The following is a 26,838-nucleotide window of genomic DNA, read 5'->3' on the forward strand; positions in this document are numbered from 1 at the left end:
CCATGAATTTCATTCTTTACTCGGACGTAAACGATCACTCCATCAGCCAGAGCCTCGGTCGCCCTGAGTACAGCTATTACTTCGTGCTCAAGGCCTATCGCCCCGTGCTGGAAAGCCTGGGGCCGGTGCATGTGGTGTCGTCGGTCGCCGAGGTCGATCCGCTGTATCGAACATTGCAGCAGGCCGGACAGGACTGCTTGTTCCTTTCGTTTTCCCCTCCGCACAAGACCCCGCTCGGCCTGCTGTGCCCTATGGTCTGCGTGGTGGCGTGGGAGTTCGATTCGATCCCGGCCGAGCACTGGGATGACGACCTGCGTCATGACTGGAGCCGTACGCTGGCGCGGCATGGCCGGGTGATTACCCTGTCCAGCCACACGGCCGAGGCGATCCGTCGGACCTTGGGCGAAGACTTCCCAGTGTTGGTATTGCCTACGCCGCTGTGGGAGCGTTTCGCGGCGGTTCGCGAACACTACCCGAGCCTGCCGATCAATCCAGGAGCGACCCTGCAGATCAAGGGCTGCATCATCGACAGCCGGCCCCTCGGGCTGTCGGCGGATGGCTTGATCGCGCCGGTCATCGAAGCAGTGGCAGAGCCGGAGCCGATCATTGAGCCGCCGTTCCTGACCTGGCGGCGGCGCGCATTCATCTCCCGCCATTACCTGCGCGAAGTCATCCGCGCCTTCACCGGCAAGAGCGAGCAGGGCCCTGTGTGGCTGTGCAAGCACAACCTGTTGTGCTGGTATCGCGAAGCGGTACGCGACCTGATACCGGTGCCGGTGCGCATTGCCGCCAGCAGGGTCCTGAGGGGACCGGCACCGCTACCGTTGGTCGAGCCCGTTCCAGAGCCTACTCCCGAGCCCGCGGCACCGGAACACCCCCAGGCCGTCCTGCCGGATACCAGCCAGGTGGTGGAGACCACCGTCAGCGGGGTGGTGTACGTCAGCGTCTTCAACCCCGATGACGGTCGCAAGAACTGGCATCAATTGATCACCGCATTCTGTTGGGCCCTGCGCGACGTAGAGGACGCCACACTCGTGCTGAAAATGACCCAGAACGATCTGTCGACTTACTACGTCGAGCTGCTGACGCTGTTGTCCCAGCTGTCGCCATTCAGTTGCCGGGTGGTGGTGATGCACGGTTACCTGGAGGACGAACAATTCGCCCGGCTGTATGGCGCGGCGAGTTTCTACGTCAACGCGTCCCGTTGCGAAGGCCTGTGCCTGCCGCTGATGGAGTTCATGTCCTGTGCGCGCCCGGCCATTGCCCCGGACCACACGGCGATGCGCGACTACATCGACGCCGAGGTGGCTTTCATCGTCAAGTCCAGCCGCGAACCCACGATCTGGCCGGAAGACTCGCGCATCTTGTATCGCACCCTGCGCCATCGACCCGACTGGGGTTCATTGAAACTCGCCTATGAGCAAAGCTACGCCATGGCCAAGCACCAGCCGCAGGCCTACCAGGCCATGGCCGTTGCCGCGAACGAGCGGATGCGTCGCTATTGCGGGTTCGCCCCGGTGCAGCAGCGCCTGGCGGATTTCCTGGCGGCGCCAGGCTGTGACGAAGGGTTGCCGCTGGCGGCCCAGGCAGGTACTGCCTCATGTTGATCATCATTTATTCGGAAACCAACCAGAGCAACATTCTGGAGAACCTCGGCAAGCCCGAGTACAGCTATTACTTCGTGCTCAAGGAGTTTCGCCCGGTGCTGGAGCGGTTGGGGCAGGTCGTCGAAGTGACCCGGCCCGACGAAGAAGTCGATCAGCTCTATACCGATTGCCTGGCGCGCGGCGAGGATTGCGTATTCCTGTCGTTTTCCCCCCCTCACCGCACCGCCGCACACTACGCCTGCCCGACGATCCCGGTGTTCGCCTGGGAGTTCAGCACCATCCCCACCGAAAGCTGGCAGGGCGAGCCCCGGCATGATTGGCGGGTAGTCCTGGGCGCAACCGGCATGGCGATCACCCATTCCAGCTTCACGGTCAAAACCGTTCGTGAAGTGATGGGGGCGGATTTCCCCGTCGCCGCCGTCGCCGCGCCGGTATGGGACCGTTTTGCCGCCCGCGGGGCGGCGCTGGCCCAGCGGCCGACGGTGGATCACATGCGCCTGCAATTGCGCGGCCTGTTGATCGACAGCCGCACCACCGACCTGCGGCCGTATGGCCCACCGGTGCATCAAGCCGGTACGCCGCTGGTGCTGGACGGCCCGGCCGAGGATTGCGAGTTACTGCTGGACGGTGTGATCTACACCTCCGTGTTCAATCCCTACGACGGTCGCAAGAACTGGAAGGACATGATCAGCGCGTTTTGCACGACGTTTCGCGACGTTGCCGACGCAACCCTGGTGCTCAAGCTGACTCATCACGACGTCAGCGCCGCGCTGACCGACATGCTCCACCACGTCTACAAGAACCAGTCGTACCGCTGCCGCATCGTGCTGATACACGGTTACCTGGCTGACGCGGACTACGAACGACTGGTGGAAGCCACCCGGTACGTGGTCAACAGTTCCTACGGCGAAGGGCAGTGCCTGCCGTTGATGGAGTTCATGTCTTGCGGCCGTCCGGCGATTGCGCCGCTGAACACGGCGATGGCCGACTACATCGACCCAGACAACGCCTTCATAGTGGACTCGACCGAGGAATTGACCGCCTGGCCCCACGACCCGCGAGCCGCCTACCGCACCCTGCGTTATGTCACCGATTGGGACTCGCTGTGTTCGGCCTATCGCGCCAGTTACGACGTGGCCAAGAACGACCCCGAGCGTTATCGCCGGATGTCGGCCCACGCCGTGGGCAGCCTGGAGAAATTCTGCAGCCAGGCCAATGCCGAGCAGCGTTTGCGGGCGTTTTTCGAAGCCATACCTGAGCGGCGCCGGAGCGCGCAGCAGCCATGATCCGCCGATGGCTGGCCGGGCTCAGGCCGCCGGCACCCTCGCCGGCGCCGACGGCCGCCGTTTCGCCCCGGGATGCCGGCCTCTACGACGCGATGCTCGACGGTTGGTTTTGCAGTGAAACCGGTGAATTGCTCAAGGGCTTTGCCATCACGGCCGAGGATACTTTGCTGGACGTCGGCTGCGGCGAAGGTGTGGCGACTCTGTTTGCAATGCGTCAGGGCGCGTCGGTGATCTTTACCGACAGCGAACAGGACAAGGTGCGCGACCTGGCCCGCCAGGTCGAAGCCCAGGCCGCCGCGCCATTCCTGGGCCTGGTCAGCAACAGCCTGCCGCTGCCCCTGGCCGATGGCTGTGCGAACAAGATCGTCTGCATGGAAGTGCTCGAGCATATTCATGATCCAGCGCCGTTCATGGTCGAACTGGTGCGCATGGGCCGGCCCGGGGCGCAATACCTGCTCAGCGTGCCGGCCTCGGTGGGCGAGCATCTGCAGCAAGGCATCGCGCCGCCGGGCTACTTTCAAGCGCCCAACCATGTACAGATTTTCACTGCCGAACGCTTCGCCGCGCTGGTGGAGGACGCCGGGTTGGTGATCGAGCACCGTCAGGCCAGCGGATTTTTCTGGGTCATGGGCATGATTTTTTTCTGGGCCAGCGAGCGAGCGGCGGGCCGGGACCTCGAGGGGGCCGTGCGCGACCGTATCCAGGCGCCGTACCCACCGTTGATGGAGCGCTGGGCGGGCCTCTGGCAGGACTTGCTGGCGCAGCCCGACGGCTTGGCGATCAAGCAGGGGCTGGACCGGTTCATGCCCAAGAGCCAGGTCATCATCGCGCGTAAACCCGATCCTTCTGCCGGGAGGCCTTCATGAGCAGCAAGCGGATCATGGACATCGAGTTGTTGCGCGCCGTTGCGGTGATCGGCGTGCTGTTCCATCACTTGCAAGGCATGCCGTTTCCTGGCGGCTGGCCGCGCCTGGCGGCCCTGGCCGACAGTTTCCAGCTGTGGTGGGGCGTGGACCTGTTCTTCGCGATTTCCGGGTTCGTCATCGGACGCAGCCTGATCCCGCAATTACGGCGCTGCGACAACCGGCGGCAATTCTGGGCCGTCACCCGGGACTTCTGGATTCGCCGGGCGTTTCGCCTGCTGCCCTCGGCCTGGCTCTGGCTGCTGCTGGTGCTGTTCGCGGTGTTCTTCCTGAACCGCTCCGGCGCGTTTGGCAGCGTGCAGGCCAACCTGCAGGCGACGCTGGCCGGTTTCCTGCAATTCGCCAACCTGCGTTTTGCCGATGCGTTCATGCAGTATGAATACGGCGCAAGCTTCGTGTACTGGACGCTGTCGTTGGAAGAGCAGTTCTACCTGATCCTGCCGTTGCTGGTGTTCGTCTCGCGTCGCTACCTGGTGTGGGTGTTGCTGGCGGTGGTGCTGGTGCAGTTTTTCACCTGGCGGGCGCTGTGGCTGTCGGTGATTCGTACCGATGCCTTGGCGTTGGGTGTGCTGTTGTCGATCTGGAGCCTGCGGCCCAGCTACTGGCGCTTAGAGCCCTCGTGGTTGTGCCGCCCGCCCTTGGGCGTGCTGCTGGTGCTGGGGCTTGGCAGCGTGATGGCCTGGATCGCGACCGAGCACTTCAATTTGTCGTTCTACCGTCTCGGGGTCATTGCCGTGCTCAGCGCTGTGCTGGTCTGGGTGGCCTCCTATGATCGGGATTATCTGTTGCCCCGCGGTCGACTGAAAACCGCGCTGACTTGGGTGGGCAGTCGTTCCTATGGGATCTACCTGATCCACATCCCGGTGGTTTTCCTGCTGCGTGAGTTGTGGTTTCGTTTCGCCCCCTTGGGTTCGCCGGACCCGGCAAGCCATCCCTGGCCGGCCCTGGCCTGTGCGTTGCTGCTGATTGGACTGTTGAGCGAGCTCAACTACCGCTGGGTCGAGATGCCCATGCGCAATCGTGGCGCCCGGTTGGTGGAACGCCTATCCGCCGCCCGAACCGTCCTTCCTGCCTCTGGAGCCCCGACATGCTGAGCCTTTTGAAGAAACTCACCACGGGCACGCCCGCGCCCGCCGAGCCGGTCGCCGAGAAAGTCGACCCGTATATGCTCGGGCTGCACGATGCGATGCTCAGCGGCTGGTTCAACCAGCAAACCGGCGAACTGTTCACGGGTTTCCCGGTGACGCCTGAAGACACGCTGCTGGACGTGGGCTGCGGCGACGGCGGCAACGTGCATTTTTGTGGAATGCGCGGGGCGAAGATCATCATTGCCGATATCGACGCGGCCAAGGTCGAAGCCACTCGCCAACGTTTGAGCGACACCCCCGCGCGCGAAGTCGAGTGCCACGTGACCGACTGCAACCCGCTGCCGATTGCCGACGCCACGGCCACCCGGGTGGTGTCCACCGAAGTCATCGAGCACGTCGACGACCCGGCGCAGTTCCTCGCCGAGCTGGTGCGGGTCGGTCAGCCCGGCGCGCTGTACTTGCTGAGCGTGCCGCACCCCAGCTCTGAAGACTTGCAAAAGGACATCGCCGCGCCGGAATACTTCCGCAAGCCCAACCACATTCGCATCATCAGCGAAGAGCAGTTCAAGGCGATGGTCAGCGAGGCCGGCTTGGAAGTGTTGAGCCACAGCCAATACGGATTCTATTGGTCGATGTGGATGCTGTTGTTCTGGGAGGCCAAGGTCGATTTCAGCAACCCCGACCACCCGTTGCTCAAGCATTGGGCCGACACCTGGCAAGCCGTACTGAATTCGCCCCGTGGCGCGCAGATCAAGCAGGCGCTGGACGCGGTGGTGGCCAAGAGTCAGGTCATTATTGCGCGTAAGCCTGGGTGATGCCCTCTATATGAGCAAGGCTTGTGAGAGCAAGGCCTGTGGGAGCAAGGCTTGCCCGCGATAAAGGCGATGCGGTCCTCCAAGAATTGAGGCGCCTGCGTCGCGAGCAAGCTTTGCTCCCACAGCAGGGTCAAATCTGCTCTGCACCATTTTCGCTTCGACCCGAGTGGCGGTAATCTGCCGGGCTTTTATGGGTGGTAAGGCTTCATGACGTTTCTTTTCCGGCTCCCCTTGGCCCTCGCCGCGTTGCTTCTGGGGGGCTGCGAACAACCCCCGGCGCCAGCCCTCGATCAACAACTCTACATCTGGCAACGCCAATGGACCCCGGCCCACGGGCTGGCGCTGCGCCAAAGCCAGGGTGACTTCTCCACGCTGCGGGTGCTGGCGTTGCAGGCGTTTCCCGGAGCGGGCTGGCGCCGTGCGCGGATCGATCCGGCCTTGCTCAAGGCGGACGGCCGTCCGCTGGTCGCCGTGATTCGCCTGGACGGCCAGCTCAAGGCTTTGGACCAGGACGAAGTCATCACGCAAGTCCAGCAAGTGCTGGGCGATTGGCAGGCCCAAGGCCTGACCCCAATGGGCGTGGAGATCGACCACGATGCCGGCAATGCACGGCTGCCGGCCTATGGGCAATTCCTCGGCCAACTGCGGCACAGCCTGCCGGCCAATCTGCGGCTCAGCATCACGGCGCTACCGGCCTGGCTCGACAGCCCCGCCTTGCCGGGGTTGCTGGAAGCGGTGGACAGCAGCGTGTTGCAGGTCCACGCGGTGAGCGATCCACGGCAAGGCTTGTTTGACCCGAAGCAGGCCCGGCATTGGGTTGAACGCTGGGGTGATGTCACCACCAAGCCGTTTTACCTGGCCCTGCCGGCCTACGGCGTGGCGCTGCTGACCCAGGAGAGCGGCGTGCCGGTGGTGGAAAGTGAAGTGCCGATCGATCGCGGCGGCGAGCGCCAGGAGTTGCTCGCCGATCCGCAACAAGTGGCCGGGCTTGCGGCAGATTTGCGGGCTGATCCGCCACGACATCTCGCGGGGCTGATCTGGTTTCGCCTGCCCCTGGTCGGTGATCGGCGGGCATGGAGCCTGACCACGCTCGGTGCTGTCGCTCGGGGCGATCATCTGGACAGTCGCCTGGCGTTGCAGTGGGAGCAGCAGGACGGCTTGTACGATATCCGCCTGGTCAACCAGGGCAATCTTGACAGCCCCTGGCCCCAGCGCCTGACGCTGACTGTAGGCGCTTGTGACGGCGTCGATGCCCTGGCCGGTTATACGTTGCAACAAACCCCCGGACTGCTTACCTTCACCCGCATTCAGGAAGGCCGCTTGGCTGCAGGCAGCCAACGGGCAATCGGCTGGGCGCGCTGTACGAAAATCGACCAAGGAGGTTTCAATGTTTACCCGTGAGTGGCCTCGTCATCTGCTGTGCCTGAGCCTGTGCCTGCCGCTGGGCCCGGCGCTGGCCTGCGGGCCGGATTTCCCGATGCGCCTGCTGGATAACCGTGCCCAGACGTTGGCGGAGTTGCCCGAAGGCAGCTTTCGCTTCGAGGTCAGCCGTCTCGGCCAGGCAATTGCCGGGCTCAAGCCGGCCACCGAGGCGACGCGCAATCCGGACTACAGCTATGACGACCTGCCTTCCTACGTGGAGCAACGCAGCAAGGCCGAGCAGATTGGCCTGACTGCGCCGCAACAAGCGGTGGTGGAGCGCTTGCGGGCGCTGACCGACATAGACCAGGTGGCGGCTGAGGCGGCGAATCTGCCGGATGAACTGCGCCTGTATGCGCTCGGCGCGGCGGCTTTTAATGTCGGTGAACATCAGCGCGCCGTGGAAACCTTCCAGCAGTTGCTGGCATTGCCGGCTGATCAACGTCGGTTGCGCAGCACCTGGGCCGCGTATTCCCTGGGGCGGGCGTTGTTCGCCGTGAGCACCGAGGCGGGCAGTGGCGACCCCGTGGCCTTGCAGGACCAGGCGCGCGCAGCGTTTCGCCAGGCCCGGGAAATGAGCATTGCCGGCTTCAGCGACCCGTTGGAATTGGGCATCGCCAGCCTCGGCGAAGAAGCCCGGGTGGCTTATACCGCGGACGACTGGGACAGCGCTATTGGCCTGTACGCGATCCAGAACCTGCAAGGATCGCCGGTCGGCTACAGCTCGTTGCTGCAATTGGCCCAAAGCTTGAGCGTCCAGCCAGATGAACGCTTGAGTGAACTGCTCAAGACCAAGTCGGTGCAGCGACTGATCACCGCCTACTTGCTCAGCCGCGTCGGTTGGTGGGACGGTGAAGAACCGTCGGGTGAGAAAAGGCTGTTCGAACTGTTGCAGGCCAATGCCCGGAACAACCTGGACGATGCCGACCGTTTGGCGGCGGTGAGTTACCAGCACGGCGATTACGCCAGCGCCCAGGCTTTTGTGCAAAAGGCCGCCGACACCGGCCTGGCCTGGTGGGTGCGTGCCAAGCTGGCCTTGCGCGACGGCGACAAGGTGGCCGCGGCGGCGGCTTATGCCAAGGCGGCTCAGGCCTTTCCGAACGATGAGTCCTGGGGCAACCGGCGCACACCGGATTGGAATTACGAGTCGGTGCAGCCCAAGTGCCGGGTCGAGGGTGAAAGCGCGATCCTGGCCTTGCAGCGCGGCGATTACTTGCAAGCCTTCGATCAGCTCTATCGCGGCCAGGGCAACTATTGGTACGACGCCGCCGCCGTCGCCGAGCGGGTGCTCACGGTGGATGAGCTCAAGCAGTACGTCGACGCCCAAGTCCCGGCGCCTCCGGCATTGAGTCAGGAGGATCGGGACAACTACGTGCCGCTGCCCGTGGCCGCGAACCTGCGCAACCTACTGGGTCGGCGTCTGCTGAGGGAAGGGCGCTTTGATGAGGCGCCGGCTTATTTCGATAACGCGGACCTGCAGAACAAGGCCCGGGCCTATGGGCAGTTGCGCCAGGACGCGGAGTCCAAGTGGTGGCCTACCCGGCGGGCCGAGGCGTATTACTACGCATCCCGGATGGCGCGCGACTGGGGCATGGAGCTGCTGGGTTACGAAATGGCGCCGGATTACGCCAGCCTGGGCGGCAACTACAGCCTGGAACCCGTTGAGCTGAAAGTCGGGCCGCTGGTGGCCGAAGGAGAAGTGCAACGCCAACAGGCCAGCGCTGCGCAGCCAGAGGTGCGTTATCACTATCGGTTTGTCGCCACGGCGCTGGCGAGCCAAGGCGCAGATTATCTACCCCATACCAGCCAGGCGTTTGCGGCGGTGCTGTGCAAAGCCGTGGGATACAACTCCAGCCTTGAAGAGCAAAGCGCGTTGTACCAGCGTTATGTGAAGGACGGCCCCTATGTAGTTTGGGCAGGGGATTTCGGGCATCAATGCCAGGAACCGGATTTCAGCTCGACGAACAAACGCTACGTCACTCAGGCCCTGGACCCGGTACGTTCGACGCTGCGTCCCTATAAGGCTTGGTTGCAAATGGGCGGTGTGGTGCTGGCCGTGGCGGTGGGGTTGGGGCTGATCAGCCGGCGCCAGCGCAAGGCGCGGATGTCGGCCAGCTAAGCTAACGGCCAGCCGAACACAAATTGTGGCGAGGGAGCTTGCTCCCGCTCGGCTGCGCAGCGGCCGTCATTTTGCGAGTCTGCTGCCTGACCTGGGAAACGATGGGGACCGCTTCGCGGTCCAGCGGGAGCAAGCTCCCTCGCCACAAAAGATTGTGCACTCCAGCTTTGCGTTGTTCCTACATCTGCGTCGCCATCCCCTCCACATTCATGGCCGCCTGGCGCAACACCTCCGAGCGGGTAGGGTGGGGGTGGCAGGTCAGGGCGATGTCCTCGGCCGAGGCGCTGAACTCCATGGCCACGCAGTACTCACCGATCATCTCGCTGACGCTCGGGCCCACCAGGTGCACGCCAAGGATTTCATCGGTGCGTTCATCGGCCAGGACCTTGGCGAACCCTTCGGTCTCGTGGTTGATCTTGGCCCTGCTGTTGGCCGTGAACGGGAATTTGCCGACCTTGTAGGCGCGGCCTTCAGCCTTGAGCTGCTCCTCGGTCTTGCCGACGCTGGCCAGTTCCGGGCGGGTGTAGATGACGCTGGGAATCAGCCCATAGTTGACCTCGGCGGCCTTGCCGGCGATCTGTTCGATGCAGGCCATCGCTTCGTCTTCGGCCTTGTGGGCCAGCATCGGTCCGGCCGTCACGTCGCCGATCACCCAGACGCCGGGGGCTTCGGTGCGGTGACGCTGGTTGGTGAGCATGCCGCGTTTGTCGGTGCTCAACCCGACGTTTTCCAGCCCCAGCCCTTGCGTGTAGGGCCGACGACCGATGGCGACCAGCACGTAGTCAGCGTCCAGGGTCTGTGCTTCGCCACCCGCCGCCGGTTCGACCTGCAGTTGCACACCGCTGGCGGAGGTGGCGGCACCGGTGACTTTCGCACTCAACTTGAACTGGATGCCTTGCTTAGCCAAGGCCCGTTGCAAGGTCTTGCCAGCCTCGCCGTCCACGCCCGGGCAGATGCGATCCAGGTATTCCACCACGGTGACCTGGGCACCCAGGCGCCGCCAGACCGAACCCAGTTCGAGGCCGATCACGCCAGCGCCAATCACCACCAGATGCCGGGGCACCTCTTTCAGGGACAAGGCGCCGGTGGAGTCGAGGATGCGTTGGTTATCGATGGTCACGCCTGGCAGCGGCATGGGCTCCGAGCCGGTGGCGATGACGATGTCCTTGGCGCTCAGTTCGGTCTTGGTTCCATCGTCGGCGGTGACGGTCACCTGGCCCGGCCCGTCGATGTGGCCCCAACCTTTGATCCAGTCGACTTTGTTCTTGCGAAACAGAAACTCGATGCCCTTGGTCAGGCCCGCCACGCTGTCGTCTTTCTGCTTCATCATCTGCGCAAGGTTGAGCGTGGGGTTGACTTCAATACCCAGGTTGGCGAACTCCGCGCCCGTGGCCGCTTCGTACAGTTCCGAGGCATGCAGCAGCGCCTTGGAGGGCATGCAACCGACGTTCAGGCATGTGCCGCCCAGGGTGGCTCGGCCTTCGACGCAGGCAGCCCTTAGCCCCAACTGCCCGGCGCGAATCGCCGCGTTATAGCCGCCAGGGCCGCCGCCCAGAATGACCACGTCGTAGTTGCTCATTGCTGTTCTCCCGCTTGGCCTGATAAAAAATTATGCTCGTAATATGAGCGTTTCCAGAGATTTCGGTCAAGGTTTAAGTCAAGCGGCCAGCGTCGGCCTTGCCATGAAGAATTCAAAACAGAAATTTCACAGCAATGGTTATAAGGTAACGACATAGAGCAGAGCGTCGGTGGCGTCTGTCCACGGGCCCGGATTTTGATCGCCACAAGTGCTGGGGTGGTATGCAAGTCGATCTAGATATCGAAGGGGCGCAAGTGGCCGAATGGCCGCGTTTTCAGCGAGCATCGTTTCAGGGGCGGCGCTTGAAACGGATCGCCTTCGCCTTGGCAAGCGTGGCGGGAGGGGGCCTGGTACTGGCATTTTTTATTGGGGTGTTTTCGCCGCAATCGCTGTGGCCAGCTTTGTTGGTCAGCCAAGGGGCAGGGCTGCTGGTGTTGGTGGCAGGCTTGCAATCGGCCTGGTGGGTGACGCAATGGCGTAGCGAGGCGCTGTTGCCGGCTGTGGATAACCCGTCGATTGAAGACGAGCCTGTTGATAACCTGGGTTGGTATGAGCGGTTGTTGGACCGCATCGGCGCACGCTGGGTCGGCCTGCTCAAGCAAATCGGTGCACCTACGCTGTGGCTGGCCGGTTGGGCGGTGCTGGCATTGCTGGGGCTGGAGCAAGCCTGGAACTTGCAGCTGCCTGCTGCAACCCTCGGGGTCTCGGCCAGTGTGGGGGCGGTGCTGTCGTTGTTGTTGGCGTTCGGATTATTGGTATTCGAGCGGCAACTGGCCCAGCAGTCCACTGTGGAATGGCCGGAAGCGCCAGCGCTGGCGCAACTCACGCGAGTGGCGATCATCGTGCTGGTGCTTGGCGCCTTGTGCTTGCTGTTCGCCACAGAAACGTCCCTCTGGCCGCTGCGCCTGGCGGTACTGATGGGGCTGTTGCCGGGGTTGGTGGCGGCAGAGTTGTTGCTGCGCGCGGTGCTGTCGTTGTTCATCCCCCGCCGGGAAGCGCTCGAGCCAACGCTGCTGGGCCGCAGTGTCATCGCCGATCTGCTGCGCTGGCCGCCGCAACCGTTGCTGGCCTTGCAACATGAACTGCACAACCGTTTCGGCATCGACCTGCGCCAGATTTGGGCCTTCAGCTACATGCGCCGGGCTTTTTTGCCGGTGTTGGCGCTGGTGGCGCTGGTGGGCTGGTTGCTGACGGGCGTGCACGAGGTACCGCTACAGGGCCGGGGCATTTACGAGCGCTTTGGCAAACCGGTGAAGGTATTCGGCCCGGGCTTGCACATTGCGTTGCCTTGGCCGTGGGGCAGGGTGCTCAACGTCGAGAATGGTGTTGTGCATGAACTGGCGACCAGCGCCACGGATAACCGGGCGGTGGTCGAGGCTGAGCCGGCGGAAGGCCCGGCGCCAGCAATCGCCAATCGGTTGTGGGACGCCAGCCACGTGAACGACAAATCCCAGGTCATTGCCAGCCGTCGTGCCGATCAACAAAGCTTCCAGATCGTCAACATGGACGTGCGGTTTGTCTACCGCATCGGCCTGACGGACGCCGCGGCGTTGGCAGCGACTTACAACAGCGCCGATGTGCCGACGCTGATCCGCAGCACCGCTAGCCGCATCCTGGTGCATGAATTTGCTTCGCGCACGTTGGATGGTTTGCTGGGTGCGGACCGTGTCAGCCTGGCCGACGAAATCGGTCGCGCGGTGCAGGCGGACTTGCAATCGCTCGACAGTGGTGTGGAAATCTTGGCGACGGTGGTGGAGGCGATCCATCCGCCGGCCGGTGCAGCCAATGCCTACCACGGCGTGCAGGCGGCGCAGATCGGCGCCCAGGCATTGATCGCCCGGGAGCGTGGTGCGGCGGCGGAACAGACCAACCAGGCGCAGTTGCAGGCCAGCATCGCCCATGACCAGGCCACTGCCACCGCCCAGGAAATCAACGCGACCGCCCAGGCGGCCGATTTGCGTTTCAACGCCGACCGCAAAGCCTACGCCACGGCGGGGCACGCTTTTGTGCTGGAACATTATTTGAGCCAATTGAGCCAGGGCCTCGGCAATGCCCAGTTGCTGATCCTCGATCATCGCCTGGGCGGCAGCAGCAACGCGCCGACCATCGATTTGCGTACCTTCACGCTGCCGGCCGACCCCGCGTCGCCGCGTAACCCTGTCCCACCAGGAGCTGCCCATTGAGCCAGTCCTCTCCACACGGTCACCACGGCCACGCCGGTCACGACCACGGTCATGGCGGTCATCACCATGGCCATCATCACCATCATCATGGCGATCCGCAGCACGTTGGCCCGTTTCCTTGGCGACGGATGGGCTGGGCGGCGCTGCTGGTGGCATTTGCCGTCGCGGCAGCGAGCCTGGTGCAGGTGCGTTCGGGGGAAGCCACGGTCATTACCCGTTTCGGTAATCCGGCCCGAGTGCTGTTGCAACCCGGCCTAGGGTGGCGCTGGCCGGCACCGTTCGAGGCGGCGATCCCGGTTGACCTGCGATTGCGCACCACCTCCAGCGGCCTGCAGGACGTCGGTACCCGGGATGGACTGCGAATTATCGTCCAGGCGTACGTGGCTTGGCAGGTGCAGGGTGATCCGGACAACGTGCAGCGTTTCATGCGCGCGGTGCAGAACCAACCGGACGAAGCGGCGCGACAAATCCGCACCTTCGTCGGCTCGGCGCTGGAAACCACCGCCGCCAGTTTCGACTTGGCGAATCTAGTCAACACCGATGCCAGCCAAGTGCGCATCGCCGATTTCGAAGCGCAGTTGCGTCAGCAGATCGACCAGCAACTGCTCACCACTTACGGCGTACGGGTGTTGCAAGTCGGCATTGAGCGCCTGACGTTGCCGTCGGTGACGCTGACCGCAACGGTGGATCGCATGCGAGCCGAGCGCGAGACCATCGCCACCGAGCGCACCGCCATCGGTAAACGGGAAGCGGCGCAGATTCGCTCCGCCGCGGAGCGTGATGCCCGGGTCGTGCAAGCCGATGCCACAGTGAAAGCCGCCGATATCGAAGCACAGTCCCGAGTAGAAGCGGCCGAGATTTACGGGCGGGCATACGCGGGCTCTCCGCAGCTCTACAACTTGCTCCGTTCGCTGGACACCTTGGGCACCATCGTCGGCCCTGGCACCAAGCTCATTTTGCGCACCGATGCCGTGCCATTCCGTGTGCTGGTGGACGGCCCTGCTTCCGTGGAAGGCAAAGGTGGAACGCAACCATGAGCGTGGTTCCACGTGGAACAAACGCGTTATCCAGTCCGTGGATCCAGGCCGGGCGCCTGGCGTTCCTGGCGCTTTACGCCGTGACGGTGTTGGCGGCGTTGACTTGGCTGTTCTCCAATGTGCGGCAGATCGACCCGCAGAATCGCGCAGTGGTGTTGCACTTTGGCGCCTTGGATCGAATCCAGAATGCCGGTCTTTTGTTGGCGTGGCCGCGTCCCGTGGAGCAAGTGATCCTGCTGCCAGCCGCAGATCGGGTGCTTGAGCGGCGGGTGGAGAACCTGCTGCGCTCGGACGCGGCCCTGCAAGCGGATCGTGTCGCCAGTTTCGCCACGCCGGTCAGCGATGCGTTGGCCGGTTCTGGTTATTTATTGACCGGTGATGCCGGCGTGGTGCAACTGGACGTGCGCGTGTTTTACAAAGTCACCGACCCTTACGCCTTCGTCTTGCAAGGCGAACATGTCCTGCCGGCACTGGATCGGCTGGCGACTCGCAGTGCCGTGGCGCTGACGGCGGCCCGGGACCTCGACACTATTCTGGTGGCTCGCCCCGAACTGATGGGCAGCGATAACCAGGCCGCCGAGCGGCGCGAGCGCTTGCGGGGTGATCTGGTGCAGGGGCTTAACCGGCGCCTGGTTGACCTGGCGGCGACAGGGCAGGGGCTGGGCATCGAAGTGGTGCGGGTCGATGTACAATCGAGTCTGCCGGGGCCTGCGGTGAGTGCGTTCAATGCGGTGCTGACCGCCAGCCAGCAGGCCGACAAAGCCGTGGCCAACGCCCGCACCGAAGCGGAAAAACTCACCCAGGTCGCTCGCCAAGACGCTGACAGGGCGGTGCAAGTCGCCCATGCCCAGGCCAGCGAACGGCTCGCCAAGGCGTCGGCCGACACGGCCACGGTGCTCGGCCTGGCGAAGACCCAAGGCAGCGATCCGCAAATGCTGCTGCGCCTGTATCGCGACCGTATGCCCGCCATCCTTCGCCAGGCCGGTTCAGTGACCACGGTGAACCCGAAAGACGACTCTCGTCTGATCATCCAGGGAGCTGGCCAATGAGCGCCCAAACCCCCGCAGCACCGATGTTGTCCTCGGCGGAACAACGCACCGCAGCTCGGCAATTGACCTTGGCAATGGTCGCCCTCGGCTTGCTCGCATTGGGCCTGGCATGGCGCGGCTGGTCGCCGGAGCAGAGCGGTGTCAGTCAACTGCTGTTGGGGTTTGCTTCGCTGCTGGTGGCGGTGCCGGTGATGCGTTCGGCCTGGTACAGCTTGCGTTACCCGAGCTTGCACGGGATCACTGACCAACTGATCGCCCTGGCGATGCTCGGCGCGTGGGCGACCGGGGATCTGCTGACGGCGGCATTGCTGCCGATCATCATGATCTTCGGCCATGTGCTGGAAGAGCGCAGTGTCATCGGGTCTCAGGAGGCGATCCATGCCCTTGGCCAACTGACCCGCAGCCAGGGTCGCAAAGTGCAGGCCGACGGCTCGATCATTGATGTCGACAACGCGACGCTGCAGCCCGGCGATGTCGTCGAGGTGCGTGCCGGTGACCGAGTGCCGGCCGATGGTCGGGTATTGTCCGGCCAGGCCAGCCTCGACACCGCGCCTATCACGGGTGAGTCGGTGCCGCTGGAGGCAGTGGTCGGCACGGAAGTCTTTGGTGGCGCGATCAATCTGGATGGCTTGCTGCGCCTGGAAGTGACTCGCACCGGCGAAGAATCCACCTTGGGCAAAGTCATTGCCCTGATGCAAAACGCCGAACGCTCGAAGCCGCCCATCACCCGTTTGCTGGAACGCTACGCCGGCAGCTATTTGGTATTGGTGTTGTTGCTGGCGGCGGTGACCTGGTTCGTCACCAACGATGCCCAGGCGATGCTGGCGGTGTTGGTGGCCGCATGTCCTTGCGCGTTGGTGCTGTCGGCGCCGGCCACGGCCATCGCCGGGATAGCGGTGGCGGCGCGCCACGGGATCCTGATCCGCAGCTCGGCGTTCCTGGAGGAACTGGCGGACCTGACCTCGTTGGTGGTCGATAAGACCGGCACCTTGACCTACGGCGTGCTGCGTCTGCAATCCATCGAACACGCCCAGGAAGCTCACGCATCGTTACTGCCCTTGGCCGCGAGCCTCGGTTCGGCCAGCAGCCATCCGGTCAGCCGTGCCTTGGCAGGGCTGGTGGAACAGGACCGTTACCTGTCGCTGACGAATATTCGCGAGCGCCAAGGGTTGGGGGTGGTCGCGATGACCGTCCAGGGCGAAGCGGCGCTTGGTAGGCCCGAGTTGTTTGCACAGCTAGGCATTCAAACATCAGCGATCCCTGAGCACGACGGTCCGATTGCTGGCCTGGCCTTGGACGGGCAGTTTCTCGCCTGGCTGCTGTTGGCCGACAGCGTGAAGCCGGAGGCGCAGGTGGCCATGGACGAACTGCGTGAGTTGGGTCTGGGCCGTCAGTTGTTGTTGACCGGCGACCGCCAGAGCGTGGCCGCGACACTGGCCCGGGAGGTCGGCATCGGCGAGGTGCAAGCCCAGGCTTTGCCGGAAGACAAACTCAAGCGGGTCATGGCTGAAATCGACCATGGGTTCCGCCCCATGGTGGTGGGCGACGGTATCAACGATTCCCTGGCGCTCAAGGCCGGGGTAGTGGGTGTCGCCATGGGCGCGGGTGGTGCAGACATCGCCCTGGCGTCGGCGGACATCGTGTTGATCGGCAGCGACTTGCGGCGCCTAGGCACCTGCGTGCGGTTGAGTCGCCAGTGCCGGCGCACCTTGCAGGTCAACGTGATCATCGGCCTGGGTTGGACGCTGGCCATCGTCGCGTTTGCCGCTTTCGGTTGGCTCGGCGCGGCGGGGGCGATGATCGCTGCGCTGCTGCACAATCTCAGTACCCTGCTAGTGTTAGGGAATGCCGGGCGCTTGCTGCGCTTCCATGAGCCATTGCTCAAGATCCAAGCGAAAGGCACCGTTGGATAGCTTCAGGCGAACTGTGTGTCACACGCGCAGTCTGCTGTTGGAGAGGGCATACCGCCGCAGTAGTGACCCGTCACAGGGAGTGATATGGGACAGCGATAGAAAAAGGCTATAAATTCGATAGCCTGCTATTTTTCTAGCATGGTCTACCCTCATTTCAGACGTCTGAAACAAGGGGGGATTTTTCATGCTCGCGCAACTTCCACCGGCCTTACAGAATCTGCATCTCCCGCTTCGGCTGCGGCTCTGGGATGGCCATGAATTTTCACTGGGGGACGACCCCAGCGTCACGATTGTGGTCAAGGACCCACAAATGGTCGCGCAATTCACCCGCCCCAGCCTGGACGCATTGGGGGCGGCATTCGTCGAAGGCAAACTGGAACTCGAAGGCTCGATCCATGAAGTCATTCGGGTCTGCGATGAATGGAGCCAGGCATTGGTCGAGGATGATGCCGGTAACCAGCCGGTGCGTTCCGTCCATGACAAGGAAACCGACGCCAAGGCGATCTCCTATCACTACGATCTTTCCAACGCGTTCTATCAGCTGTGGCTCGACAGTGACATGGTCTACTCCTGTGCCTATTTCGAGACGGGCAGCGAAACCCTCGAACAGGCCCAGCAAGCCAAATTCCGTCATCTGTGCCGCAAGCTGCGATTGCAGCCGGGCGACTACCTGCTGGATGTCGGTTGCGGCTGGGGCGGGCTGGCCCGTTATGCCGCTCGCGAGTTCGGTGCCAAGGTCTTCGGTATCACCCTGAGCAAGGCGCAGTTGGCCCTGGCTCGGGAACGGGTCAAGGCTGAAGGCCTGGAGGACCAGGTCGAGTTGCAACTTCTGGATTACCGCGACCTGCCCCAGGACGGCCGTTTCGACAAAGTGGTCAGCGTTGGCATGTTCGAGCATGTCGGCCATGCCAACCTTGAGCAGTACTGCAAGACGCTGTTCGGCGCCGTGCGCGAGGGCGGGTTGGTGATGAACCATGGCATCACCGCCAAGCACACCGACGGGCGTCCGGTCGGTCGCGGCGCCGGTGAGTTTATTGAAAAGTACGTCTTCCCCAACGGCGAGCTGCCGCACCTGTCGATGATTTCCGCGCAGATCAGCGAAGCGGGGCTGGAGATCGTCGATGTGGAAAGTCTGCGCATGCACTACGCACGCACGCTCGATCACTGGAGTGAGCGCCTGGAGGACAATCTTGAGGCAGCCTCGAAGGAAGTGTCGGAGCAGGCCTTACGGATCTGGCGACTGTACTTGGCCGGCTGCGCCTACGCGTTCGCCAAGGGCTGGATCAATCTGCACCAGATCCTCGCGGTGAAGGCACACGCCGACGGCAGTCACGAATTGCCCTGGACCCGCGACGATCTCTACGTCCCTTAAAGAATCGGCGAGATAAGCCGGGCGATCCGCATGCCGATCTTCTGCAGGCGGTGGGTCTCCCGGCTTTCCTGTTTGTCGATTTCCTGGGCCTGGGCGAAGTCCTCTTCGAGCATCTCCCCGACCTCGCTGGCGAAGGGGATATCGACGGTGAGCAACATCACCTCGAAGTTCAAGCGGAACGAACGGTTGTCGAGGTTTGCACTGCCGATGGCGCTGATTTCCCGGTCGATCAACACCACCTTCTGGTGCAGGAAGCCCGGCGTATAGCGAAACACCCGCACACCGGCCCGCACCGCTTCAAACGCATACAGGCTGGACGCGGCATAGACGATCTTGTGATCGGGCCGCGAGGGCAGGAGGATGCGCACGTCCACGCCGCGCAGTACCGCCAGGCGCAAGGCAGCGAACACCGCTTCGTCGGGGATGAAATACGGCGTGGTGATCCAGACGCGTTCGCTGGCGGCGTGAATCGCCTCGACAAAAAACAACGAGCAGGTTTCATAGGCGTCGGCCGGGCCGCTGGCCAGCAACTGGCACAGCACGCCCTCGTCTGGGTAACTGTCTGGCAGGATCAGGGGAGGCAGCGAACGGGCCGCCCAGAACCAGTCTTCGGCAAACGATTCCTGCATGCTTGCCACCACCGGCCCGCGCACTTGCACGTGGGTGTCGCGCCATGGCGCCAAGGGTGGTTTTTCGCCCAGGTATTCATCTCCCACGTTGTGCCCGCCGACGAACCCCTGCACACCGTCCACCACCACGACCTTGCGATGGTTGCGAAAATTGACCTGGAACCGATTGAGCCAGCCACTGCGGGTGGCGAACGCTTTGACGTGGACACCGCCGTCGCGCAAGGCTTGCACATAGCGGTGGGGCAGGGAGTGGCTGCCGATACGGTCGTAGAGCAGATACACCGCCACGCCTTCGGCGGCTTTCTTCAAGAGCAGTGTTTGCAAGCGTTGACCGAGGCGGTCGTCATGGATGATGAAAAACTGAATCAGCACGGCCTGTCGTGCCTGCTCGATGGCGTGGAAAATCGCTTCGAACGTGGCGTGGCCGTTGACGAGCAACCGCACCTGGTTATTCGCCAGGCACGGCGCGCGCCCCAGTTTCGGCATGGCCCGCAATGAAGCGTAGGCCTGGGAGGCGCGAGCGGTCAGGGCTTCTTCGACCCACGGCCGCCAGTTCAGCTCTGAGATCGCCTTGCGCATTTCCTCGTTGGCTTGCCGGCGCGCCTTGATGTAGCCATCGAAGGTGCTGCGGCCGAACACCAGATATGGAATCAACGTCAGGTAGGGAATGAACGTCAGCGACAGGGCCCAGGCAATCGAGCCTTGGGCTGTGCGCACCGTCAGTACGGCGTGGACAGCGGCGATGGAACCCAGGGTGTGGAGCAGCGCGATCAGGTAACCGAAAACATGCGGGCCGAAATAATCCATGGGGCAGCCTTGCTCCTGAGGTTTCAATGCTTAACAGACCATGTTCCATGGCGAATGTCGCTATTTAATTCACCGGTTCAGGCCTGAACCGAAGCCCGTGGCCGGCGTCTAACGGCCACTTGTCCTCTGGAGTTTGTGTAATGAATGTTCGTCTGCTGGGTGTGGCCTTGGCGATGGGTGTGTCGGTTTCGATGGCGGCTCAGGCGCAAATGCTCCAGCCGGGTTTGTGGGAATTGACCACCAGCAACATGAAGGTCGATAACCAGAACCTGCCGGACCTGCAGCTGATCCTCGGCCAGTTGCAAACCCAGATGACCCCGGAGCAACGGGCGATGCTGGAAAAGCAGGGCATCACCATGGGCGGCAAAGGCATTCGCGTGTGCCTGACGCCGGCGCAGGTGCAAACCAATGACATTCCGCTGCAAGACCCGCAATCGGGTTGCAAACAGCAAATCACCGATCGCACCGGCAATCAGTGGAAGTTTCGCTTCAGTTGCCCAAAAGCCCAGGGGAATGGGGTCGCCACGTTCCAGAGCGATCGTGAATTCACCACCAAGGTCAATGGCACTTTTAACGCCACCGGCATCCAACAGAACGGCAGCCTCGACACTCGCGCAGTGTGGCTGGGGCAGGATTGCGGGACGGTCAAGCCGAGGGCTTGAATCGTAAACGTAATCTCTTGGTGAACCTGTGGGAGCAAAGCTTGCTCGCGATGCGGGCAACTTGGTTTATCGCCAAGCGCGTCATCGTTCATCGCGGGCAAGCCTTGCTCCCACAAGTGCTTGGTAAGGGCAGCCTTACCACAAGTGCTTGATCAAGGCCGACTCAGCGCCTCATACAACGTATTGAGGTTGTACTCGAACAGGCCGGTGAACGTACTGGCCGGTCCGCTGGCGGCGAGTGCATCGGAGTACAACGTGCCGCCGATGTGGGCACCGCTCTCGTCGGCGATCTGCTTGAGCAGGCGCGCATCCTTGATGTTTTCCATGAACACCGCTTTGACCTTCGCCTGACGGATCTGGGTAATCAGCGCCGCGACTTCCGCTGCTGACGGTTCGCGCTCGGTGGATAAACCCTGGGGCGCCATGAACTCGATGCCATAGGCCTGGCCCAGGTAGCCGAAGGCGTCGTGGGAGGTCACGATCTTGCGATTACCGGCAGGCAGTGCACCGAGCTTGGTCTTGGCTTCGGCGAGCAGGGCGTAGATCTTCTTCAGGTACGCCTGGCTGTTGCGTTCGTAATCGGCTTTGTTGGCCGGGTCGGCCGCTTCCAGTGCCTTGGTGATGTTGCGGACGTACAACTCGGCGTTCGCCAGGTTGTGCCACGCGTGCGGGTCGGGGACGGTCTCACCATCCTCGTCCAACGATCGCGGGATGACGCCGCGGCTGGCGCTGATCACCGGGGCGCTGGTTTCGGTGCTGGTCACCAGGCGGTCCAGCCACGGCTCGAAGCCCAAGCCATTCTTGATGATCAGTTTTGCCTTGAGCAATGCCTTGGCATCGTCTGGCGTGGGTTCGTAGGTGTGTGCATCGGCGTCGGGCCCGACCATGTTGGTGATTTGAATATGCTCACCGCCGACCTGCCGGGTCATGTCGGCGAGGATGCTGAAGCTGGTCACAACCTGGAGTTTTTCTGCGGCGGACAGAGACATGGACAGCATCAGACTGAGTAGCACGAGCAGAACGCGCATCGGGAGACACCTCATTGGGATGTGAGCAAAGGCGGGCGGTGCAGCAAACCGTGCACCGGACCGAATACCACCGACAACAGATACAACGCGCCTGCCACCAGAACGATGGACGGCCCGCTGGGCAGTGAGTAGTAGAAGGACAGCAACAGGCCAAGCCAGACCGAGAGGCACCCGAGCAGCGCGGCGATGAGCATCAGCAGCGGCAGGCGACGGCTCCAGAATCGCGACGCGGCGGCCGGCAGCATCATCAGGCCGACCACCATCAGCGCGCCGATGGCTTGGAAGCCGATCACCAGGTTCAGCACCACCAGCGTCAGGAACACACCATGGGCCAACGGGCCGAGACGACTGACGGTTTGCAGGAACAATGGATCCAGGGTATCGAGCAGCAGCGGTCGGTAGATCAACGCCATCGCCGCCAGACTGGCGCCGGACACCCACAGCATGCCGGTGAGCGTCGGGCCATCTACCGCCAAGGCCGAGCCGAACAGCAGGTGCAGCAAGTCCAGGCGTTTGCCGGCCATGCCAAGGATCAGCACCCCCGCTGCCAAAGAAATGGGATACATCGCCGCGAGGCTGGCGTCTTCTCGCAGCCCGGTGCGCCGAGTAATCCAGGCGGCGAGGCCGGCCATGCTCAAGCCCGCGCCCAGGCCGCCGAGGGTCAAGGCTGGCAGGCTCAGTCCGGCAAACCAGAACCCGAGAGCGGCGCCGGGCAGGATGCCGTGAGCGACAGCATCCCCGATCAGGCTCATGCGCCGAAGAATCAGGAACACACCCAACGGCGCCGTGCTGCACGCCAACACCAGGCCACCCAGCAAGGCCCGGCGCATGAAGACAAATTCTTGGAACGGTTGCCAGAAATGAGCGGCCGCGAGCATCAAGCCACCCACGTTTGGGGTTGTTGGGCAATCAAGTCGACACTGCGGCCGAGCACGCAACCGGTGTTTTTGATCAGCAGTGTATGGGGAACATGTTGGCGTACCGCCGCCAAATCATGACACACCACCACGATCGTTCTGCCCGCGGCATGCCATCGGTGAATGTGCTTCCACAACAGCATTTGGCCTTGTTCGTCGAGGGCGGCATGGGGTTCGTCGAGCAACAGCAAGGGCGCCTCAGCCAGACTCAGCCGAGCGAGCAGGGCACGTTGCAGCTCGCCTCCGGACAGCGCCATCAAGGGACGATGTTCGAGGCCGCTCAGTGCCCAATCCTCCAGTACGGTTTGCAGCAACTGTCTGCGCATGGCCGGCGTGTGGCGGTTACCCCAGGAACCGGCGGCCACCAGTTCTTGCAAACTGATGGGAAATTGCCGATCCAGATGTTGCTGCTGCGGCATGAATGAAACGCCACCACGTCGTGGAACATTCAGGGTGACCTTGCCGGAGAGTGGTTTTTGCAGCCCCGCAATGACCTTCAACAGGCTGCTTTTTCCCGAGCCGTTGGCACCGATGATGGCGGTGAGGCTGCCTTCCGGTCGCTCCATGGCGAGCGCTGGCGTGAGCGGTTGCCCGGGTATGCCCCAGCGCAGTGCTTGGCAGTTGATCATGATAGGTCTCGGGTCCAGCGGCTTTGCGCCACGGCGTCATGGGCATGAAGGCTCTCGGCGTGAACGACGCGTACATCCAGGGCCGTGATCTGCGGGGACCGGGCCAGAGCCGTGTTCAGCCGCCGCGCAGCGTCTTCGCAGAACATCAGGTTTTGGCCGTTCGCCAGGGCGAATGCTTGTTCATCGGCGCGTTTGACGGCGGTTTGCACAGCGGTGCCGAGGGCTGCTTCGGCTTCGTTGATGAACGACTGTAAGGGCAATTCCTCGACGTTGGCGTCCAGGCGCAAGCTCAGGGTCGCGGTACTTCGTTGGCTATGTGGGGTAGCGACGATGCCGTTCGATGAACCCAGCCAAGCCAAGATTTCGGCGTGCTCAAGTTTCCTATTGGCAAAGTCGTCTACGAATTGCTGCTGAATCAACTGCCGCGAAAGGGCCGCCGAACATGGGCAAGTCGAGGAATAAGGAATCTGGATTTTCAGTTCCACGTGGAACACTCTGTTTTTTAAGTGAGCATTGATACTCACCGGATAACCTTTCCAGCCCATCAATGGACTGATTAGCGCCGGACGCTTGAGCAGCAGATCTGTATGTACGCTGAGCGAGGCCGCATCGGACAAACCTTCATGGCTATCCAGGAATCGCTCCAAGATCTGGCGCATTAGCGATGGTGAAAGTGGCCTTTTCTCTAGCAACCCTAGCGCCAGGTATAAGCGTGACATGTGGATGCCACGCGCCTCACCGTCATCGAGGCTGACGCCGGCGTCGGCCGTTGCACTTAGGCGCTGGCCGTCAATCAACACCGGAGTTGCGATGCCACACATGCCCACCCAATCAAGGGGCAGGGTTTGACGTGAAACCTGCGCAGCCACGTCGGGCAGCGTTAACGCATTCATGGTCAAGGCTCATCGAAGGTTCAAAATTAGATGTTATAGTATAACAGTCAATTTAAAGAAACCTTTTCCATGAAAGGAGTTTCATCTACCCCCAGGGCTCACGTTCCACGTGAAACATCAGCGTGAATCCTGACATCCGTTCATGCGGCCGCATACAAATACGCCGCCGCTACCACCCGAGCTTGAGAAGCGATTGAGGGTTGTCCAACCCACACGTCGGCTGTAACCAACCCAACTTTCTCCATCCGATGCCAAGCCAGTAAAGAACGTGAGCTGACCGTAACGGCTGTTTGTTTGCGCCCAATAACGGCGACTGGCGGCTTCAAAGCCGCGCAAATAAATCGTATCTCCAACTGTCGCAACGCTGTAGGCATTGCCTTGGCCATCCACGCAGGCCAGCAAATTCGCGCTTCGGGTGCAGTTCGCCGAAAGTGGGCTTTGGGCCGCTACGCTCAGCGTCCACAGCAGCAACGGGCCCGCCAAAACAAGTTTCAGATGATTGCGCATGAATTGATCTCAGGACCAATGAGGACCGGTGGGGCTGGCTGAACTGTGTTGTTATACTATAACATACAAAATAACCAGGCCTTGAACCCAGCCAAACCTTGGAAACGAGCCGACGTCGAAGCGGCCGCCCGATGAGGATATACCGATGCCCAATCGCCTTCCCGTAACCGTGCTTTCCGGATTTCTCGGTGCCGGTAAAAGCACGTTGCTCAACCACGTCCTGCGTAATCGAGACAATTTGCGGGTCGCCGTAATCGTCAACGATATGAGCGAAATCAACATCGATGGCAGCGAAGTCCAGCGAGATGTCACCCTGAATCGTTCCGAAGAGAAACTGGTGGAAATGAGCAACGGCTGCATCTGCTGCACGTTGCGTGAGGACCTGCTTGAAGAAGTCGGGCAACTCGCCAGGGAAGGGCGCTTCGATTACCTGCTGATCGAGTCCACAGGTATCTCTGAGCCGTTGCCCGTGGCGGAAACTTTCACGTTTCGTGATGAAGAAGGCCGAAGCTTGGCCGACGTGGCGCGACTCGACACCATGGTCACGGTGGTCGATGGGGTGAATTTCCTGTTGGATTACCAGGCTGCTGAGAGCCTGGCCTCACGGGGCGAAACCTTGGGAGACGAGGATGAGCGCTCGATCACCGATTTGCTGATCGAACAGATCGAGTTTGCCGACGTCATTCTGATCAGCAAGATCGATTTGATCAGCCAACACGAGCGTGAAGAATTGAGCGCGATTCTGCGGCGCCTCAACGCCCAGGCGCAGATCATCCCCATGGTCATGGGGCAGGTACCCCTGGGCCGAATTCTCGACACTGGCCTTTTCGACTTTGAACGCGCCGCCCAGGCACCTGGTTGGCTACAGGAGTTGCGTGGCGAACACGTGCCCGAAGCCGAGGAATATGGCATCGCCTCGACTGCCTACCGTGCCCGCCGGCCGTTCCATCCCCAACGGTTCTTCAGCTTCATCGACCGTCCGTGGCCCAACGGCAAACTCCTGCGCTCCAAGGGTTTTTTCTGGCTGGCCAGCAAGTCTGAGGAGGCGGGCAGTTGGTCCCAGGCGGGAGGCTTGATGCGGCATGGCTTCGCTGGGCGCTGGTGGCGGTTCGTGCCGAAAAACCAATGGCCGCAGGATGAAGAGAGCACGGCAGCAATCATGAAGAACTGGCTGGCCGCCACCGGCGATTGTCGCCAGGAACTGGTCTTTATTGGTCAGGACATCGATTTTGCCCAACTCACTGCTGAATTGGACGCGTGCCTGCTCACCGATGCGGAAATGGTCTTGGGTGTGGAGCGTTGGCGCTTGTTGCCGGATCCGTTCGGGCCGTGGCATGACGAGGTCGCAGCGTGATGCTGGCGCCCAGTCTGATAAGCGCGGTTGGGGTACGGCAGGTCCAAGCTGATACGCCGGGAATATTCACGCAGATCCTGGACGACGGCACCAACCTGGCGGTCTGGCAGCGGCAGCTTCCTGCACACATCAGCGATTTTGCCGCCATGGTGCTAGCGATGGACCAGCCACTGGCTGAGTCCCGTGTGCTCGACTTGCCAGAGGAGGACACCCGTCCAGCGCTGCACGGCCTGGCTGCAGGTTTCAGCGACCTGCAAGGCTATGAAGGTTTTATCGCCGATGTTTCCTGGCTCGTCAGTGCGTTTGCCTGCCTGCTGGGCGCCCAACGTGTAGGTATGCGTCTACGCACCCTGGACAAGGCCATGTGCCCGCGTTTCCATGTTGACCACGTGCCGGTGCGGTTGCTGACTACCTATGCGGGTGTCGGCAGCCAGTGGCTCAAGGAGGAGGCCATGGACCGCCGACGCCTGGCACAGCCTGAAGCCGGGCCGGTTGATCCGCGCGTGATCCAGCAGTTTGGTTGCGGTGATGTCGGCTTGCTTAAAGGCGAGAAATGGCACGGTGATGAGGGGTTTGGCCTGATCCATCGATCACCGGAGCTCGCGCCGGGAGAGCGCCGATTGATTCTCACCCTGGATTGGCTGGCTTAAGGCTTGAGCCAAGTTCCCTGGCTTTTCCCCTCACAAAATGGCTGCAGGTAAGCGGCATCGGTCGCCACGCCGTAATAGTGAATATCCTGGCGGTAAGGCATATTGGCGACCTGGGCGTTGCTGCACACGCCGAACGCGCCGCCAGGGCATTGATCGACGTATTGCACCTCGACCTTTTGGCCGGCAAGTTTTGGCTGGCAGAAACCGTCGGCAAAGAGCTTCTGCGGAATGTTGCGGTTTTGCTGGCAGACTTTCACATCGAGCCGTTCCGCCTGGCTGTGGACCACACAGGCCTGGGCCAATGCCTGGTTCGACGTCAATGCCAGTAACAACCAGCCGATCATCCGCATGTTCACCTCCATCGAAAGTCGT

23 protein-coding genes are annotated in these 26,838 nt (G+C 62.3%); 15 read left to right on the top strand and 8 right to left on the bottom strand.

What is annotated here, in order from left to right; translation table 11 throughout:
- Positions 1 to 2 precede the first annotated feature (2 nt).
- The 7 genes from J3361_RS07535 to J3361_RS07565 all read left to right on the top strand — a co-directional run bounded on the left by J3361_RS07535 (position 3) and on the right by J3361_RS07565 (position 9,257).
- Positions 3 to 1,607, top strand: coding sequence for a glycosyltransferase (locus J3361_RS07535; RefSeq protein ID WP_207963653.1), 1,605 nt, complete (start codon positions 3 to 5; stop codon positions 1,605 to 1,607).
- Positions 1,601 to 2,893: a glycosyltransferase gene (locus tag J3361_RS07540; protein WP_207963655.1), complete on the top strand. Its 1,293-nt coding sequence runs from the start codon at positions 1,601 to 1,603 to the stop codon at positions 2,891 to 2,893. The genes J3361_RS07535 and J3361_RS07540 overlap by 7 nt, the downstream gene beginning before the upstream one ends.
- Positions 2,890 to 3,759, top strand: a complete 870-nt coding sequence (locus tag J3361_RS07545) for a class I SAM-dependent methyltransferase (RefSeq protein WP_207963657.1) — start codon at positions 2,890 to 2,892, stop codon at positions 3,757 to 3,759. Before J3361_RS07540 ends, J3361_RS07545 begins: the two co-directional genes overlap by 4 nt.
- The gene (locus J3361_RS07550) at positions 3,756 to 4,910 is read left to right on the top strand and encodes an acyltransferase (protein ID WP_207963658.1); all 1,155 of its coding nucleotides are present in this window, start codon (positions 3,756 to 3,758) and stop codon (positions 4,908 to 4,910) included. Before J3361_RS07545 ends, J3361_RS07550 begins: the two co-directional genes overlap by 4 nt.
- Complete coding sequence (locus J3361_RS07555; RefSeq protein WP_207963659.1) at positions 4,904 to 5,719, top strand: class I SAM-dependent methyltransferase; 816 nt, start codon at positions 4,904 to 4,906, stop codon at positions 5,717 to 5,719. The genes J3361_RS07550 and J3361_RS07555 overlap by 7 nt, the downstream gene beginning before the upstream one ends.
- A gap of 207 nt (positions 5,720 to 5,926) precedes the next feature.
- Positions 5,927 to 7,120: a DUF3142 domain-containing protein gene (locus J3361_RS07560; RefSeq protein WP_207963660.1), complete on the top strand. Its 1,194-nt coding sequence runs from the start codon at positions 5,927 to 5,929 to the stop codon at positions 7,118 to 7,120.
- A complete protein-coding gene (locus J3361_RS07565; protein WP_207963661.1) occupies positions 7,107 to 9,257 on the top strand; it encodes a hypothetical protein in 2,151 nt (716 codons plus the stop codon). Before J3361_RS07560 ends, J3361_RS07565 begins: the two co-directional genes overlap by 14 nt.
- Before the next feature lie 178 nt (positions 9,258 to 9,435).
- Here the strand turns inward: J3361_RS07565 and lpdA are convergent, their stop codons facing one another.
- A complete protein-coding gene (lpdA, locus tag J3361_RS07570; RefSeq protein WP_207963662.1) occupies positions 9,436 to 10,836 on the bottom strand; it encodes a dihydrolipoyl dehydrogenase in 1,401 nt (466 codons plus the stop codon).
- Between the two features lie 221 nt (positions 10,837 to 11,057).
- Here lpdA and J3361_RS07575 point away from each other — a divergent pair, with 221 nt between their 5' ends.
- The 5 genes from J3361_RS07575 to cfaB all read left to right on the top strand — a co-directional run bounded on the left by J3361_RS07575 (position 11,058) and on the right by cfaB (position 18,390).
- Positions 11,058 to 13,019: a protease modulator HflK gene (locus J3361_RS07575; RefSeq protein ID WP_207963663.1), complete on the top strand. Its 1,962-nt coding sequence runs from the start codon at positions 11,058 to 11,060 to the stop codon at positions 13,017 to 13,019.
- Positions 13,016 to 14,056 carry a protease modulator HflC gene (locus tag J3361_RS07580; protein WP_207963664.1) on the top strand — a complete coding sequence of 347 codons (1,041 nt, stop codon included), beginning with the start codon at positions 13,016 to 13,018 and terminating at the stop codon, positions 14,054 to 14,056. Before J3361_RS07575 ends, J3361_RS07580 begins: the two co-directional genes overlap by 4 nt.
- Entirely contained in the window at positions 14,053 to 15,105 is a 1,053-nt protein-coding gene (locus tag J3361_RS07585; protein ID WP_207963667.1) for a protease modulator HflK, read from the top strand. The genes J3361_RS07580 and J3361_RS07585 overlap by 4 nt, the downstream gene beginning before the upstream one ends.
- Positions 15,102 to 17,018 carry a heavy metal translocating P-type ATPase gene (locus J3361_RS07590; RefSeq protein WP_207963669.1) on the top strand — a complete coding sequence of 639 codons (1,917 nt, stop codon included), beginning with the start codon at positions 15,102 to 15,104 and terminating at the stop codon, positions 17,016 to 17,018. The genes J3361_RS07585 and J3361_RS07590 overlap by 4 nt, the downstream gene beginning before the upstream one ends.
- Positions 17,019 to 17,202: 184 nt before the next feature.
- Complete coding sequence (gene cfaB / locus J3361_RS07595; protein ID WP_207963671.1) at positions 17,203 to 18,390, top strand: C17 cyclopropane fatty acid synthase CfaB; 1,188 nt, start codon at positions 17,203 to 17,205, stop codon at positions 18,388 to 18,390.
- Here the strand turns inward: cfaB and cls are convergent.
- Positions 18,387 to 19,826 carry a cardiolipin synthase gene (gene cls / locus J3361_RS07600; RefSeq protein WP_207963673.1) on the bottom strand — a complete coding sequence of 480 codons (1,440 nt, stop codon included), beginning with the start codon at positions 19,824 to 19,826 and terminating at the stop codon, positions 18,387 to 18,389. The genes cfaB and cls overlap by 4 nt on opposite strands.
- Before the next feature lie 140 nt (positions 19,827 to 19,966).
- Here cls and J3361_RS07605 point away from each other — a divergent pair, with 140 nt between their 5' ends.
- Positions 19,967 to 20,488 (top strand): DUF3617 domain-containing protein, encoded by a 522-nt coding sequence (locus tag J3361_RS07605; RefSeq protein WP_207963675.1) that lies wholly within the window; start codon positions 19,967 to 19,969, stop codon positions 20,486 to 20,488.
- 152 nt (positions 20,489 to 20,640) lie between these two features.
- On the opposite strand, the gene J3361_RS07610 is transcribed toward J3361_RS07605, so the two are convergent.
- From J3361_RS07610 to J3361_RS07630, 5 genes are all read right to left on the bottom strand, one after another.
- The gene (locus J3361_RS07610; RefSeq protein ID WP_207963677.1) at positions 20,641 to 21,516 is read right to left on the bottom strand and encodes a metal ABC transporter substrate-binding protein; all 876 of its coding nucleotides are present in this window, start codon (positions 21,514 to 21,516) and stop codon (positions 20,641 to 20,643) included.
- Positions 21,517 to 21,527: 11 nt separating this feature from the next.
- A complete protein-coding gene (locus J3361_RS07615) occupies positions 21,528 to 22,394 on the bottom strand; it encodes a metal ABC transporter permease (protein WP_207963679.1) in 867 nt (288 codons plus the stop codon).
- A complete protein-coding gene (locus tag J3361_RS07620) occupies positions 22,394 to 23,062 on the bottom strand; it encodes an ATP-binding cassette domain-containing protein (RefSeq protein ID WP_207963681.1) in 669 nt (222 codons plus the stop codon). Before J3361_RS07620 ends, J3361_RS07615 begins: the two co-directional genes overlap by 1 nt.
- A complete protein-coding gene (gene folE2, locus J3361_RS07625; protein ID WP_207963683.1) occupies positions 23,059 to 23,955 on the bottom strand; it encodes a GTP cyclohydrolase FolE2 in 897 nt (298 codons plus the stop codon). Before folE2 ends, J3361_RS07620 begins: the two co-directional genes overlap by 4 nt.
- Positions 23,956 to 24,072: 117 nt before the next feature.
- The gene (locus J3361_RS07630) at positions 24,073 to 24,462 is read right to left on the bottom strand and encodes a glutamine synthetase (RefSeq protein ID WP_207963685.1); all 390 of its coding nucleotides are present in this window, start codon (positions 24,460 to 24,462) and stop codon (positions 24,073 to 24,075) included.
- A 145-nt stretch (positions 24,463 to 24,607) separates the two neighbouring features.
- On the opposite strand from J3361_RS07630, the gene zigA reads away from it, so the two are divergent.
- Together zigA and J3361_RS07640 are read left to right on the top strand one after the other, a co-directional pair.
- Complete coding sequence (zigA, locus tag J3361_RS07635; protein WP_207963687.1) at positions 24,608 to 25,816, top strand: zinc metallochaperone GTPase ZigA; 1,209 nt, start codon at positions 24,608 to 24,610, stop codon at positions 25,814 to 25,816.
- Complete coding sequence (locus J3361_RS07640) at positions 25,816 to 26,466, top strand: DUF1826 domain-containing protein (protein WP_207963689.1); 651 nt, start codon at positions 25,816 to 25,818, stop codon at positions 26,464 to 26,466. The genes zigA and J3361_RS07640 overlap by 1 nt, the downstream gene beginning before the upstream one ends.
- Here J3361_RS07640 and J3361_RS07645 read toward each other — a convergent pair.
- Complete coding sequence (locus J3361_RS07645; protein WP_207963691.1) at positions 26,463 to 26,816, bottom strand: NADH:ubiquinone oxidoreductase; 354 nt, start codon at positions 26,814 to 26,816, stop codon at positions 26,463 to 26,465. The two genes, J3361_RS07640 and J3361_RS07645, sit on opposite strands and share 4 nt — an antisense overlap.
- Positions 26,817 to 26,838 lie beyond the last annotated feature (22 nt).

Source organism: Pseudomonas sp. OA65, assembly GCF_017498305.1.
Taxonomy (GTDB): domain Bacteria; phylum Pseudomonadota; class Gammaproteobacteria; order Pseudomonadales; family Pseudomonadaceae; genus Aquipseudomonas; species Aquipseudomonas zanjanensis.